At 68.0% G+C, this 13433-nt stretch carries 12 protein-coding genes and 1 pseudogene; 6 read left to right on the forward strand and 7 right to left on the reverse strand.

The features are described from left to right. Positions 1-102: 102 nt before the first annotated feature. Together xdhB and xdhA are read right to left on the reverse strand one after the other, a co-directional pair. Positions 103-2430 (reverse strand): xanthine dehydrogenase molybdopterin binding subunit, encoded by a 2328-nt coding sequence (gene xdhB, locus ACE3RX_RS06080; RefSeq protein WP_374481372.1) that lies wholly within the window; start codon positions 2428-2430, stop codon positions 103-105. Continuing rightward, a complete protein-coding gene (xdhA, locus tag ACE3RX_RS06085) occupies positions 2427-3899 on the reverse strand; it encodes a xanthine dehydrogenase small subunit (protein ID WP_374481374.1) in 1473 nt (490 codons plus the stop codon). Before xdhA ends, xdhB begins: the two co-directional genes overlap by 4 nt. A gap of 178 nt (positions 3900-4077) precedes the next feature. Between xdhA and ACE3RX_RS06090 the strand changes: the two genes are divergently transcribed. After that, a complete protein-coding gene (locus ACE3RX_RS06090) occupies positions 4078-4896 on the forward strand; it encodes a class I SAM-dependent methyltransferase (protein ID WP_374481377.1) in 819 nt (272 codons plus the stop codon). Between the two features lie 10 nt (positions 4897-4906). Here the strand turns inward: ACE3RX_RS06090 and ACE3RX_RS06095 are convergent, their stop codons facing one another. The 3 genes and pseudogenes from ACE3RX_RS06095 to ACE3RX_RS06105 form a co-directional block, all read right to left on the reverse strand. Next, positions 4907-5323 carry a CZB domain-containing protein gene (locus ACE3RX_RS06095; protein ID WP_374481573.1) on the reverse strand — a complete coding sequence of 139 codons (417 nt, stop codon included), beginning with the start codon at positions 5321-5323 and terminating at the stop codon, positions 4907-4909. Further along, positions 5318-6001 (reverse strand): annotated as a pseudogene (locus ACE3RX_RS06100) (methyl-accepting chemotaxis protein); the annotation flags it as partial. The gene ACE3RX_RS06095 and the pseudogene ACE3RX_RS06100, both read right to left, overlap by 6 nt. 108 nt (positions 6002-6109) lie before the next feature. Next, complete coding sequence (locus tag ACE3RX_RS06105) at positions 6110-6568, reverse strand: Rrf2 family transcriptional regulator (RefSeq protein WP_374481379.1); 459 nt, start codon at positions 6566-6568, stop codon at positions 6110-6112. 116 nt (positions 6569-6684) lie between these two features. Between ACE3RX_RS06105 and ccoG the strand changes: the two genes are divergently transcribed. After that, complete coding sequence (gene ccoG / locus ACE3RX_RS06110) at positions 6685-8097, forward strand: cytochrome c oxidase accessory protein CcoG (RefSeq protein ID WP_374481381.1); 1413 nt, start codon at positions 6685-6687, stop codon at positions 8095-8097. Between the two features lie 18 nt (positions 8098-8115). Here ccoG and ACE3RX_RS06115 read toward each other — a convergent pair whose 3' ends face one another. After that, a complete protein-coding gene (locus ACE3RX_RS06115; RefSeq protein WP_374481383.1) occupies positions 8116-8604 on the reverse strand; it encodes a nucleoside deaminase in 489 nt (162 codons plus the stop codon). A gap of 161 nt (positions 8605-8765) precedes the next feature. Between ACE3RX_RS06115 and ACE3RX_RS06120 the strand changes: the two genes are divergently transcribed. Next, a complete protein-coding gene (locus tag ACE3RX_RS06120) occupies positions 8766-9845 on the forward strand; it encodes a BMP family ABC transporter substrate-binding protein (protein ID WP_374481385.1) in 1080 nt (359 codons plus the stop codon). Between the two features lie 79 nt (positions 9846-9924). On the opposite strand, the gene ACE3RX_RS06125 is transcribed toward ACE3RX_RS06120, so the two are convergent. Continuing rightward, positions 9925-10542, reverse strand: a complete 618-nt coding sequence (locus ACE3RX_RS06125; RefSeq protein ID WP_374481387.1) for a PEP-CTERM sorting domain-containing protein — start codon at positions 10540-10542, stop codon at positions 9925-9927. Between the two features lie 167 nt (positions 10543-10709). Here ACE3RX_RS06125 and ACE3RX_RS06130 point away from each other — a divergent pair, with 167 nt between their 5' ends. The 3 genes from ACE3RX_RS06130 (at position 10710) to ACE3RX_RS06140 (ending at position 13404) form a co-directional block, all read left to right on the forward strand. Then, positions 10710-11732, forward strand: a complete 1023-nt coding sequence (locus ACE3RX_RS06130) for an adenosine deaminase (RefSeq protein WP_374481389.1) — start codon at positions 10710-10712, stop codon at positions 11730-11732. A 239-nt stretch (positions 11733-11971) separates the two neighbouring features. Next, on the forward strand, positions 11972-13150 hold the full coding sequence (locus ACE3RX_RS06135) for a glycosyl hydrolase (protein ID WP_374481391.1): 1179 nt from the start codon (positions 11972-11974) through the stop codon (positions 13148-13150). Continuing rightward, positions 13147-13404: a MoaD/ThiS family protein gene (locus ACE3RX_RS06140; RefSeq protein WP_374481393.1), complete on the forward strand. Its 258-nt coding sequence runs from the start codon at positions 13147-13149 to the stop codon at positions 13402-13404. The genes ACE3RX_RS06135 and ACE3RX_RS06140 overlap by 4 nt, the downstream gene beginning before the upstream one ends. Positions 13405-13433 lie beyond the last annotated feature (29 nt).

Raw genomic sequence — 13433 nt, forward strand, 5'->3', positions numbered from 1 at the left:
GAGTTCCAAAACCTGTGGGGGCGAATTCATTCGCCCGCAGTCGGTTGAACACAGTCCGCGGGCGAATGAATTCGCCCCCACGGAGGGACGGTGGGCAGGCCATTACAGGCGCCCTCCGTGGAGTGCGCGCAGGATCGCTTCCGGAGTGGCCGGTGCGTCCAGTTGCGGGCGGGCGCCGGGGCCGAGGGCCGCGGCCACCGCGTCGCGCAGCGCGAAGAAGACCGAGAAGGCCAGCATCAGTGGCGGCTCGCCGACCGCCTTGGAGCGGTGGATGCTGTCCTCCACGTTGGCGTTGTCGAACAGGCGCACGTTGAAGACCGGCGGCAGGTCGGACACCGCCGGGATCTTGTAGGTGGATGGGGCGTGGGTGGCGAGGCGGCCGGCTTGCGGGCCGTCGGTCTGGTAGACCAGCTCCTCGGTGGTCAGCCAGCCCATGCCCTGGATGAAGCCGCCCTCGATCTGGCCGATGTCGATGGCCGGATTGATGGAGCGCCCCACGTCGTGGAGGATGTCGACGCGCAGCACGCGGTTCTCGCCGGTGAGGGTGTCGATGGCCACTTCGGCCAGCGCGGCGCCGTAGGAGAAGTAGTAGAACGGCCGGCCCTGCATGGTGACCGGGTCGTAGTGGATCTTCGGCGTCTTGTAGAAGCCCGCGTCCCACAGCTGCACGCGGGCCTGGTAGGCATCGGCAACGACGTCGGCGAAGGCGGCGTCGAAGCCGGGCGCGCTGACCATGCCGGCGGCGAAGATCACCGCCTCGTCGCTGACTCCCAGCCGTTCGGCGACGAAGCCGGCGATGCGCCGGCGGATCGCCTGGCAGGCGGCCTGGGCGGCCTTGCCGTTGAGGTCGGTGCCCGATGAGGCGGCGGTGGCCGAGGTATTGGGCACGCGGCTGGTGTCGGTGGAGGACAGGCGCACGTCGTCGATGGGCAGGCCGAATTCCTGGGCGACGATCTGGCGGATCTTGGTGTACAGGCCCTGGCCCATCTCGGTGCCGCCGTGGCTGACCAGCACGGTGCCGTCGTTATACACATGCACCAGCGCGCCGGCCTGGTTGTAGAAGGTGGCGGTGAAGGAGATGCCGAATTTCACCGGCGTCAGCGCCAGGCCTTTCTTGAGCAGCGGGCTGCTGGCGTTGAAGGCGTCGATGGCGGCGCGGCGCTCGGTGTAATGGGCATCGGCGGCCAGCTGGGCGACCAGCGGGTGGAGGATGTTGTCTTCCACCTTCATGCCGTAGTGGGTGACGTTGCGCTCGCTGCCGGCGCTGTCGCCATAGAAGTTGGCCTGGCGCACGGCCAGCGGGTCGCGGCCCAGGTGGCGGGCGATGTCGTCGATCACCGATTCGATGGCGAACATGCCCTGCGGCCCGCCGAAGCCGCGGAAGGCGGTGTTGGATACCGTGTGGGTACGGCCGCGCAGGCTCAGGATGGACACCGCATCCAGGTAATAGGCGTTGTCGGCGTGGAAGATCGCGCGGTCGTTCACTGGGCCCGACAGGTCGGCGGAGTAGCCGCAGCGGGAGGCCAGCAGCAGCTTGAGCCCGGCGATGCGGCCGGCGTCGTCGAAGCCCACGTCGTACTCGATGTGGAAGTCGTGGCGCTTGCCGGTGATGCGCATGTCGTCGTCCCGGTCGAGGCGCAGCTTGACCGGTCGCCCGCTGACACGGGCCAGCACCGCGGCGATGCAGGCGATCTGGGCCGACTGGCTTTCCTTGCCGCCGAAGCCGCCACCCATGCGCCGGCACTCGGCGGTGACCTGATGCACCCGCCAGCCCAGCGCGTGGGCGACCATGTGCTGCATCTCGGTGGGGTGCTGGGTGGAGGTGAGGACGCGCATCGTGTCGTCCTCCAGCGGAATCGCGCAGGCGATCTGGCCTTCCAGGTAGAAGTGTTCCTGGCCGCCGAGTTCGACTTCGCCGCGCAGGCGATGGGGGGCGGTCTCAAGGGCGGCGACGGCGTCGCCACGGCTCACCTCGACTGGCGGCAGCACCCAGGATTCGGCCTCGGCGGCGGCTTCGGCGCTCAGCAGGGCCGGCAGTGGCGTTACCTCGACGCGCGCCAGGCGGGCCGCCTTGCGGGCCAGTTCGTGGCTGTCGGCGGCGACGGCGAACAGCGGCTGGCCGTGGAACAGGATCTCGCCGTCGCAGAGGATCGGGTCGTCGTGCTTGACCGGGCCGCAGTCGTTGTCGCCAGGGATGTCGTCGGCGGTGATGACGGCACGTACGCCGGGGGCTGCGCGCACCGCGGACAGGTCGAGGCGCTTGATGCGCCCGTGGGCGATGTTGGACAAGCCCAGTGCAGCGTGCAGCGTGCCGGCTGGCACCGGGATGTCGTCCACATAGGTGGCGCGGCCGCTGACATGCAGGTGGGCGCTCTCGTGGGGCAGGCCGGCGCCGACGGCCGGGGGCGGGTTGCGGCTGGGGGCGTTCATGGCTGCACCTCCAGTTCGGCGAGGCGCGTCGGTGCGCCGCCTGCGCCATCCTCCAGCCACAAGCGCTGCAGCAGGCCGGCCGCCGCCTGGCGGCGGTAGGCGGCCGACGCGCGCATGTCGTCGAGGGGTGTGTATTCGTTGGCGAGCACGTCGGCCGCCGCTGCCACCGTGGTCTGGCCCCACAGCTTGCCGGTCAGGAACTTCTCGGTGGCGTGGGCCCGCAGCGGGGTGGCCGCCATGCCGCCAAAGGCGATCCGCGCTTCGCTGACGACGCCGTCCACGATGCTCAGCGCAAAGGCGCCGCACACCGCCGAGATGTCCTGGTCGACGCGCTTGGAGATCTTCCAGGTGCGGAAGCGGCGCTCCGCCGGCTGCGGTGGGATCTGCAGCGCCTGTACGAATTCGCCGGGCTCCAGTGCGGTCTGCTGGTACGCGAGGTAGAAGTCTTCGAGGGGCAGGCGACGTACCCGTTCGCCCTTGCGCAGCACGATCTGCGCGCCCATCGCGATGAGGCCGGGCATCGAATCACCGATTGGCGAGCCGTTGGCCACGTTGCCGCCGAGGGTGCCGGCGTTGCGTACCGGGGTGGAGGCGAAGCGGCGGGCCAGCTCCGTCCATGCCGGTTCGAAGGAGACGAGGGCGTCGAAGGCGTCGGTGAGGCTGGCGCCGGCGCCGATGAAGAGGCCGTCGGCGTCGACGCGGATTACCTTCAGCTCGGGCACCGCACCCACGTAGATCAGGTCGCCGAGCTCGCGCAGCTGCTTGGTGACCCACAGACCGACGTCGGTGCCGCCGGCCAGCAGGCGGGCGTCGGGGGCGGAGAGGCGCGCGTCGGCCAGTTCGGCCAGGCTGCGTGGGGCCAGGAAGCGCTGCCCGCCGGCCCGGTAGTCGAGGGGTGGCAGCGCGGCCAGGGGCGCCAGGGCGGCGAGGATCGCCGGCCGGTCGAGGCCGACACGGGGCTGTTCGTAGGCGGCTGGCACCGCGTCGACGATCGGCCGGTAGCCGGTGCAGCGGCACAGGTTGCCGGACAGCGTGTCACAGACGGCGGTCTTGTCCGGGCATTCCGGGTTGTTCTCGTAGAGGGCGAACAGGGACATGGCGAAGCCCGGCGTGCAGAAGCCGCACTGGGACGCATGGGCGTCCACCAGCGCCTGCTGAACCGGGTGGAGCAGGCCGGTGATGCCGAGACCGTTGATGCCAGCCAGGTCCTCGACGGTGAACAAGGCCTTGCCGTCGAGGGTTGGCAGGAACTGGATGCACGCATTGACGGCGCGCAGCTGCAACTCGCCACCGACGTTCTCGCCGAGCACCACGGTACAGGCGCCGCAGTCGCCTTCCGCGCAGCCTTCTTTGGTACCGGTGGCGTGGGCGTCCTCGCGCAGGAACTGCAGCACCGTACGCGTCGGTGGCGCATCGGCGATCTGCCGGATCTCGCCGCGGAAGTAGAACTGGATGGGACGTTCGCTCATGGTGCTGACTCGTGCATGCCGGCGTACCGGGATGATTTCAAGTTAACACATGGCGCGCTGCCCTGCTGCCGGTGCCGGCGTATACGGAATATGGGCAAAGCTGAATGAGCGCGCAGGTGCTCTGAACCCCCCGGTGCCCCGGCCAGTCAAAAACAGTTGTGTGGCTGGAGGATGGATCATGCTCAATCCTGCATTGGACAAGCAGTTTGCCGGTTCGATTCCGCACTTGTACCAGACGCATCTGGTGCCGGTGATTTTCGCCCCTTACGCGGTCGACATGGCGGGCCGCCTGCGTGGGCGCAGGCTGGAGCGGGTGCTCGAGGTGGCGGCGGGGACCGGGGTGGTGACCCGGGCGCTGGCTGCAAGCTTGCCGCCGGAGGTCGCCATCGTCGCCACCGACCTGAACCAGGCCATGCTCGACGAGGCGGGCAAAGTCGGGACGTCGCGGCCGGTGGCCTGGCAACAGGCGGATGTGGCCCAATTACCTTTTGGCGATGGTGCCTTCGATGCCGTCGTCTGCCAGTTCGGGGTGATGTTCTTTGCTGACAAGGCGCAGTCGCTGGGTGAGATCCGGCGGGTACTCAAGGCTGGCGGCGTGTTGATCTTCAGCGTCTGGGATCAGCTCGCCGACAATGAATTCACCGATTGCGTGACGGACGCGTTGGCCACGCTGTTTCCGGACGATCCACCGCGCTTCATGGCGCGGACACCCCACGGTTATCACGACCGCCAGCGCATCGAGGACGATATTCGCCAAGCTGGCTTCACCGCACCGATCCACTTCGAAACCCGTGCCGAGCGTGGCCGCGCCGAGTCGGCGGAAGCGCTTGCGCTGGCCTTCTGTCAGGGTACGCCGCTACGCAACGAGATCGAGGCGCGCGATCCCGCCAAGCTGGAGGCCGCCATGCGGGTCAGCGCCGAGGCTTTGCAGGCCCGTTTCGGCGCCGGGCCGCTGGACGGCAAGATCCAGGCGCACGTGGTGACCGTCGAGCACTGATCCGCTGGGGTCAGCCCCGTCCGCGCAGGATGCGCTCCATGCCGGCCATCACGGTCAGGTTGGCTTCCTCCATGCGGGCGAGGGCATCGAGGGCGCCGCTGAGGTCGCCGCCGCGGTAGCGTTCGACGGCCTGGCGGGCGAGGTCATGCACTGCCTTGTGCGGGGCTTCCATGTCCCGGTAGCCGGGCAGGCGGGAGAATTCCGTGCGCCCCTCGCCCTCGTAGTACCAGCGTCCGAGGCGGCACTGGGTCTCGTCGGGCAGGTCTCGCGGCTGCAGGTCGGAGAGGCCCAGCAGCACCTTGTACACCTCCAGCTTGAGGGTCAGCTCCTCGATGTTGGCCAGTTCGGCATTGGCCAGCTGCGATGACCCGGCGATGCTGTCCTGCATGTGGCGGGACAGTTCGAACAGGCGCTGCATGCTGTGCATCGCCGTTTCGCTGTCGGCGCCGTGGCTGGCCGCATCGCCGGCACCGATCTCCATGATCTTGCGAGCTTCAGTGGTTTCCGCCTGGATGCCGGTGACCAGGCCACCGATCTCCGTGGTGGCCTTGGCGGTGCGTTCGGCGAGCTTGCGCACTTCGTCGGCCACTACCGCGAAGCCGCGCCCGGCTTCGCCGGCCCGGGCCGCCTCGATGGCCGCGTTGAGCGCCAGCAGGTTGGTCTGCTCGGCGATCTCGCGGATCAGCTGGACGATGCCGCCGATCTCCGTGGCGCGCTGGGAAAGACCGGCAACGCTTTGGCCGGCGGCCTGGATGCGCGCAAACATCGTGCGCAGGTTATCGGCAATCTTCCCGAAGGCGGCCCGGTTGGTCTCGGCTTCGCTGGCGGCACTCAGCGCGGAGGCCTTGTCCTCGCCGAGCCGTTCCGACAGGCCGGCAAAAGACTGGCGGATGCCGCTCAGGGATTCGCCGAAGCGCGGGATGTTGCCGGCCACGCCGTCGAGCAGGCTGTGCCGGGCCTGGAGCTGCTGCCGGCCATCCTCGGCGTCGCCGAGGCGCCGCTGCAAATCGGCCAGCTCGTCGCGCAGGGCCTGGTTCTGGGCCTTGAGGGCGGCGTTGTCGGCGAGGGCGGTGGCCAGTTCCCGCCGGGTTTTCGAACCGAGCATTGCGTGTACTTTCTGCTGAGTTAATGTTGAGTAATTTGCTCGGGTATTGGATTGCAGGCCTTGATCCGCATCAAGGCGGCGCGGAGATCGCTGGTGCTTCGTGCGGCCTCAGGCGTCGCCGGTGGCGGCCGGCGGAAACAGGTGGATCGTCTGCCACTCGCCGCGGGGCCCGCATCGGATCAGGTCCGCCAGGGTGTAGCCGTCCATGACCTTGAGCAGCGCGGCCAGGGCCTCCTGCAGGATGCCCTGCAGCTCGCAGTTGCCGCCAAGGCGGCACGAGGATGCGTCGCCCATGCATTCGACCAGCGCAAAGTCGGTCTCGGTCTGGCGGATCACTTCGCCGAGGACGATCTGCCCCGGATCGCGGGCCAGCCGCATGCCGCCGCCCTTGCCGCGCTGGGTGTCGATGAAGCCGCTGCGCGACAGGTGGTGGGCCACCTTCATCAGGTGATTCTCGGAGATGCCGTGGGCCTGGGCGATCTCCCCGATGGTCACCAGGCGCTCGCGTTCCGCGCCCACGTACATCAGCGTACGCAGGCAGTAGTCGGTGAAGGTGCTCAGTCGCATCGGCGTTGTCCGTCGGGCGGTTTAAAAGATGTACGCAGGATGTTGATTATCGCCCAAGCGGTTGTTAGCATAAAGCTGTACAAAACATACATCTTTATAAGGCGCCGGTTATATTCATGTCCGATCAGCCCCAACCCCAACGCGTCATCCCGATCCAGCCGCTGTTCAAGGCGGAGCCGAAGGTCTATCCCCGTTCCATCCAGGGTTTCTTCCAGCGTTGGCGCTGGGGTTTCGTGGCCCTCACCCAGCTGATCTTCTATGGCCTGTGCTGGTTGCCCTGGCACGGTCGGCAGGCCGTGCTGTTCGACCTGGAGGCGCGCCGCTTCTACCTGTTCGACCTGGTGCTGTGGCCGCAGGACACCATCTACCTGGCGCTGCTGCTGGTGCTGTCGGCGCTGGCCTTGTTCCTGTTCACCGCGGTGGCCGGGCGATTGTGGTGCGGCTACACCTGTCCGCAGACGGTCTATACGGAGATCTTCCTGTGGATCGAGAAGCAGATAGAAGGTGACCGCCAGCAGCGCATGAAGCTCGACGCGGCGCCGATGAGCGCCGCCAAGTTCGGCCGCAAGACGGCCAAGCACACGATCTGGCTGGTGCTGTCCCTGTGGACCGGTTTCACCTTCGTCGGCTATTTCACGCCGATCCAGGATCTCGGCCACGAGGCGCTCACCGTATCGATGACCGGCGCGGAGATCTTCTGGATACTGTTCTACGGTGCCGCCACCTACGGCAACGCCGGTTTCCTGCGCGAGCAGATGTGCAAGTACATCTGCCCCTACGCCCGCTTCCAGTTCGTGATGTTCGACTCCGACACGCTGATCATCACCTACGACGAGCAGCGCGGCGACCCGCGCGGCAGCCGCTCGAAGAAGGCCGATCCGCGCCAGCAGGGGCTTGGCGACTGCGTGGATTGCGGTATCTGCGTGCAGGTCTGCCCGACCGGCATCGACATCCGCAACGGTCTGCAGGTGGAATGCATCGGCTGCGCGGCGTGCATCGACGCCTGCGACCAGGTGATGGACAAGATGAGCTACCCGCGTGGCTTGATCCGCTATTCGACGGAGAACGCCCTGAAGGAAGGCCTGGTGCGCAAGGACATCGTGAGGCGTGCCTTCCGGCCGCGCACGCTGATTTACTCGGCGGTGTTCCTGACCCTGACGGTGGCTACCGGCTGGTCGCTGCTGACCCGCCCGCCGCTGAAGGTGGACGTGGTGCGCGACCGTGGCGTGATGGCCCGTGAAGCGGACGACGGCAGCATCGAGAACGTCTTCCAACTGCAGCTGATCAGCACCAGCGAGACCGAGCGCAGCTACACCGTCGGGGTGGCCGGCATTGACGGCATCCGCCTGGCTGCGCCGGTACAGGTGAAGGTGCCTGGCGCCGCCAGCACGGCGGTGACGGTCACCGTGCGGGTCGCGCCGGAAGCGGTGGAGAACCAGCACGGCTCGAAGCCGATGCACTTCGTCCTTACCGACAGTGCGGCGCCCGACGTGCGCATCGACGAGCCGGCCAAGTTCTGGCTCCCCTGAAGACTCCCGCAGCCGGCTTCAGCGTTTCCAGAAGCCGGCGTGGGGGGCTGCCGCCTCGGCCTCCAGCCACGGCCCGTGCACTTCGATGCGGCGCTGGCCGCGGGCGAACACCTCGCGGCACGGCAGCGAGAAGGTCGGGTTCTCCGGGTGATCGCCGGTGAGGCCGAGCAGCGCGTGCTCCGACAGCGCATACACCACGCGGCCGATGCCGCACCAGTAGATCGCGCCGGCGCACATCGCGCAGGGCTCGGCGCTGGAATACAGCGTGGCCTTGGCCAGCTCTTCCGGTGTCAGGCGGCGCGCCGCCAGCGCCGCGGCGACCAGCTCGGCGTGGCGGGTCGGGTCGCCGTCGGGGGGCAGTGAATCGTTGCCGGCCTCGGCGACGATGTTCCCCGCAGCGTCGACGACCAATGCGGCGAAGGGGTGCTTGCCGCTGTCGCGCACGCGGCGGGACAGCTCGATGGCGTAACGCAGGAAATGTTCGTCCTGGGACGTGGGAAAGGACATGCTCGTGCTCCGCTTGAAGGTGGGCGGATTATGGCCGCCGCCGCGAGCCGCTTTGTGCGCCGAACCATATACCGGTCATAACGGAACCGGGATGGGTTGCAGGATGTCCGGTTGTTACAGTGGCTCCCACGACGCACAACCCTGCCCACGGAGATTGCCCCATGTCCCTGTCCCGCTTCAAGACCGCCGCCACCTGTGTCTTCGTGACACTGGGGCTGGCCAGCCAGGCCTTCGCCGCCGATCCCGCCAAGATCGGCTTCGTGTACATCGGCCCGACCGGCGACCACGGCTGGACCTTTTCCCACGACCAGGGTCGCAAGGCTGTGGACGCCAAGTTCGGTGACAAGGTGAAGACCACCTTTGTCGAGAACGTGCCGGAAACCGCTGACGCCGAGCGGGTCTTCCGCGACCTGGCCCAGCAGGGCTACAAGATCATCTTCGGCACCTCCTTCGGCTACATGAACCAGGAGGTGAAGGTCGCCAAGGCCTTCCCGAACACCAAGTTCATGCATGCCACCGGCTACAAGACGGCCCCCAACCTGGGCGTCTACGACGTGCGCACCTACGAGGGCGCCTACATGCTCGGCGTGGTGGCCGGCAAGATGAGCAAGACCGGCAAGCTCGGCGTGGTGGCGTCGATCCCCATCCCCGAGGTGATCCGCAACATCAACGCCTTCACCCTCGGCGCCCGCAGCGTCAATCCGAAGGCCACCACCCGCGCGATCTGGGTGAACAGCTGGTTTGATCCGGGCAAGGAGCGCGAGGCCGCGCTGACCCTGATCGCCCAGGGCTCCGACGTGCTGATGCAGAACACCGATTCGCCGGCCGTCGTGCAGGCCGCCCAGGAGAAGGGCGTGCTGGCCTTCGGCTGGGATTCCGACATGACCAAGTTCGGCGGCAAGGCCCACCTGGCGGCCTCGGTGCTGCACTGGGACGTGATCTACACCAAGGCCGTCAGTGAAGTGCTCGACGGCACCTGGAAGTCCGGCGACATCTGGTGGGGCGTGAAGGAGGGCGCGGTGAACATCGAGTCCTTCGGCCCGGCGGTGCCCGCCGACGTCAAGAAGCTCGCCGAGGAGCGCCGCGACGCGATCAAGGCCGGCAAGCTGCATCCCTTCACCGGTCCGTTGAAGGCCCAGGACGGCAAGGAAGTGCTGGCCGCCGCCAAGACCATGGGCGACCCGGATCTGCGCAAGATGAACTTCTACGTGGAAGGCGTGGAAGGCTCGATTCCCAAGTAAGCGCTCCGGCGTTGTCACGTGCGGCCAGGCAGAGCCTTCGGGGCTCGTGGCCTGCCGCGCGGGGTGCCGCCCCGGCCGGTCAGCGTCGCCGCCGCGCCAGCAGGCCGGTGCCGGCCAGGGCTGCCAGGGCCAGGCTGCCGGGTTCGGGGACGCTCTGCAGCGACAGGGTCATCGGCGTGAAAGCCAGGTCGATGTTGCCGTTTGCATCCGAGGCCGTGCCAAAGGCGCTGACCGAGGCGATGCCCAGGGTGTCCGGACCTGCCGCGGCGGCTGCGGCAGGGTTGTTCGCGATGGGGGCGGCCGATATCGAATCCAGCGGATTGCCGTCAGCGTCGAAGTTGAACACCATCAGCATGCCGTCGGAAAGACCGTTCAACTCGGTTCCGAGCGTCGTCGAGCCAAGCCGGTAGATCAGCCCCCAGCCGATCGACACCGTTTGCAGGAAATCCGCATAGTCGACGCTGAAGGCGCCGACCGCGGCATTGCCGGTGAAGGACAGCTGGAAGCCATCGATTTCCCCGTGTGTGCCGACGAGGTAGCCGTCGCCGTTCAGGTCCGTTCCGCTGAAGTAGCCGCTCACTGCGCCTCCGCCGGTGTAACCTGCCTGGTGAAACTCGTAGGTGGCGGCATGGCTGAAGGTGGCGAGAACCAGCAGGCCAAGGCCTGCGACGGCACGGCGGAGCGTGAATTTATGCATGGTGAGTCCCCGGTTGATTAGGTGGTTGCAGCCCCGTGTGCACGATCCGTCTATGCATTCGGGGTTTTGGAGTGTATGCCTTGTGAATTTATGCGGGCGTCTTTGATTACCCGTCCCGGTCACCTGCCGATCTACAATCGAAGCGTTCCTGTAGTGGAGAACCGAAAATGACTGCGCGCGATGCCCTCTCCCTGGCCCTCGGCATGCCCAAGGCCGAACTGCACGTCCATATCGAAGGCACCCTCGAGCCCGAACTGGCCTTCGCGCTGGCCCGCCGCAACGGTGTCGCGCTGCCCTATGCCGACGAGGCGGCGCTGAAGGCGGCTTACGCCTTCGACAGCCTGCAGAGCTTTCTCGACCTGTACTACGCCTGCGCCGACGTGCTGCGCACCCGCGAGGATTTCCGCGACCTGATGCTGGCCTACCTGGAGCGTGCCGCGGCGGATGGGGTGATCCACGCCGAGATCTTCTTTGACCCGCAGACCCACACCGCGCGTGGCATTCCCTTTGTCACCGTGCTCGATGGCCTTGAGGACGGGCTGGCCGAGGGCGCGCGGCGCTGGGGCATCTCGGGGCAGCTGATCCTGTGCTTCCTGCGCCATCTCAGCGAGGACGAATGCCTGGCCACGCTGGCCGAGGCCGAGCCCCACCTGGCGCGCATCCACGGCTTTGGGCTGGACTCGTCCGAGCGCGGCCACCCGCCGTCCAAGTTCGCGCGCCTGTTCGCCCGCTGCCGCGAACTCGGCAAGCCGGTGGTCGCCCACGCCGGTGAGGAAGGCCCGCCGGAATACATCACCGAAGCCCTCGACCTGCTCGGCGCTCGGCGCATCGACCACGGCGTGCGGGCGGTGGACGACCCGGCGGTGCTGGCCCGCCTGGCCAGGGACGGCATTCCGCTGACCGTCTGTCCGTTGTCCAACACCCGCCTGTGCGTGTTTAAGGAGATGCGCGAGCACAGCCTGCCGCGCCTGCTCGCCGCCGGCGCCAAGGTCATGCTCAACAGCGATGACCCGGCTTATTTCGGCGGCTACCTCAACGCCAACATCCGCGCGGTGCATGAAGCCTTCAACTTCGACGCCGACACCTGGTATCGCCTGGCGCGCAACAGTTTCGAGGCAAGCTTCGCCAGCGACGCCGAAAAAGCCACCTGGATCGCTCGCCTCGACGCCTACTTCGCCGCCGCCCGCTGAAGGCTTCGGCGCCTTCCCCGTAGGGGCGAATTCATTCGCCCTCGGTCGCCTGCGCGAAGTCCGCGGGCGAATGAATTCGCCCCCACAGCCTCCTCCCGGCCCGCGAACTCCGCGCCGCCGGCGTGATCGAAGTCAGGCATTCCCGTACCTACGGGGCTGCCGGCGGCCCTGACACGCGCAGCGGACGCGTGCCGCAGCCGCTCTCCCGCCACAGCGGCGGTCTTTTGGAGGAGCGAGCGATGGCAAGCGAGATCGACAAGGGGGCCGCGCAGTGCGGTCCTGGCAGCGTCCTGGTGCTGGTGGCCACGCGCAAGGGCGCCTGGCTGTACCACGGCGATGCGACCCGCCAGCACTGGCGGGTGGAGGGCCCCCACTTCCTGGGCCACATCATCAACCACCTGGTGCTTGACCCGCGCGACGGGCGCACCCTGCTGGCAGCGGCCAAGACCGGCCACCTCGGGCCGACGGTGTTCCGTTCTACTGACCTGGGGCGCAGCTGGCAGGAAGCCGCCCGGCCGCCGGCCTTCGCGCCGGCCCCCGAAGGCCAGGGCGGGCGCTCGGTGGACCACACCTTCTGGCTGACCCCCGGCCACGCCGACCAGCCCGGCGTGTGGTACGCCGGCACTTCGCCGCAGGGCCTGTTCCGCTCGGAGGATGGCGGCGTCAGCTGGGCGCCGTTCTCGCCGATCAACGACGATCCCCAGTACCGCAAGTGGATGGGCACCGTGCAGGACGGCACGCCGGACGGCCCCAAGCTGCACTCCATCATCGTCGACCCGCGCGACGCCGAGCACCTGTACTTCGCCATGTCCGGCGGCGGCGTGCATGAGTCGGGAGACGGCGGCCGCAGCTTCGCGCCGCTGCTCAGTGGCATCGAGGTCGTCGAAGGCTTCGACGGCAGCGACCCGACCTTCCACGATCCCCACTGCGTGCGCCTGTGTCCGACCAATCCGGACCGGCTGTACCAGCAGAACCACTGCGGCATCTACCGCCTCGACCGCCCGTCCGACACCTGGCAGCGCATCGGCCGGGCGATGCCGGTGGAGGTCGGTGACATCGGCTTCCCGATGGTCGTCCATCCCCGCGACGCGAATGCGGTGTGGGTCTTCCCGATGGACGGCACCAGCGTGTGGCCGCGCACCAGCCCCGGCGGCAAGCCGGCGGTGTATGGCACCCGCGACGGCGGCGACAGCTGGCAGCGCCTCGACGCCGGCCTGCCGGCCGAGCAGGCGTGGTGGACTGTCAAGCGCCAGGCCATGACGGCCGACAGCGCCGACCCGGTCGGCCTGTATTTCGGCACCACCAGCGGCGAGCTGTGGATGAGCGGCGACGAGGGCCGCCAATGGACGTGCATCGCCGCCCACCTGCCGGAGATCTACGCGGTGGAGGTGGCTATGGGGGTGGAGGGCGCGCCGTGAAGGTGCTGATCCCCAGCGCGCTGCGCTCCTACACCGAGCAGGCTTACGCCGCGGCGGGCGGGGACACGTTGGCGGCGGTGCTGGCTGAACTGGACCGCAGCTATCCGGGTATCCGCTTCCGCATGATCGACGAGCAGAACCGCATCCGCCCGCACATCCGCTTCTTCGTCGATGGGGAGCAGGTCTTCGACCTGGCCCGGCGGCTCGACGGTGTGCAGGAGCTGGTCATCGTGCAGGCCCTCAGCGGCGGCTGAGGCGGGGCAAAAAAGGAGGGACGACGGGC

Source organism: Zoogloea sp. (assembly GCF_041914405.1).
Taxonomy (GTDB): Bacteria; Pseudomonadota; Gammaproteobacteria; order Burkholderiales; family Rhodocyclaceae; genus Zoogloea.

Excerpts from the sequence above, each read along its gene's own strand:
- ACE3RX_RS06095 (WP_374481573.1), bottom strand. The coding sequence starts at position 5,323 with ATGCACAGCATGCAGCGCCTGTTCGAACTGTCCCGCCACATGCAGGAC.
- ccoG (WP_374481381.1), top strand. The coding sequence starts at position 6,685 with ATGTCCGATCAGCCCCAACCCCAACGCGTCATCCCGATCCAGCCGCTG.
- xdhA (WP_374481374.1), bottom strand. The coding sequence starts at position 3,899 with ATGAGCGAACGTCCCATCCAGTTCTACTTCCGCGGCGAGATCCGGCAG.
- ACE3RX_RS06115 (WP_374481383.1), bottom strand. The coding sequence starts at position 8,604 with ATGTCCTTTCCCACGTCCCAGGACGAACATTTCCTGCGTTACGCCATC.
- ACE3RX_RS06090 (WP_374481377.1), top strand. The coding sequence starts at position 4,078 with ATGCTCAATCCTGCATTGGACAAGCAGTTTGCCGGTTCGATTCCGCAC.
- ACE3RX_RS06135 (WP_374481391.1), top strand. The coding sequence starts at position 11,972 with ATGGCAAGCGAGATCGACAAGGGGGCCGCGCAGTGCGGTCCTGGCAGC.
- ACE3RX_RS06105 (WP_374481379.1), bottom strand. The coding sequence starts at position 6,568 with ATGCGACTGAGCACCTTCACCGACTACTGCCTGCGTACGCTGATGTAC.
- ACE3RX_RS06120 (WP_374481385.1), top strand. The coding sequence starts at position 8,766 with ATGTCCCTGTCCCGCTTCAAGACCGCCGCCACCTGTGTCTTCGTGACA.
- xdhB (WP_374481372.1), bottom strand. The coding sequence starts at position 2,430 with ATGAACGCCCCCAGCCGCAACCCGCCCCCGGCCGTCGGCGCCGGCCTG.
- ACE3RX_RS06125 (WP_374481387.1), bottom strand. The coding sequence starts at position 10,542 with ATGCATAAATTCACGCTCCGCCGTGCCGTCGCAGGCCTTGGCCTGCTG.
- ACE3RX_RS06130 (WP_374481389.1), top strand. The coding sequence starts at position 10,710 with ATGACTGCGCGCGATGCCCTCTCCCTGGCCCTCGGCATGCCCAAGGCC.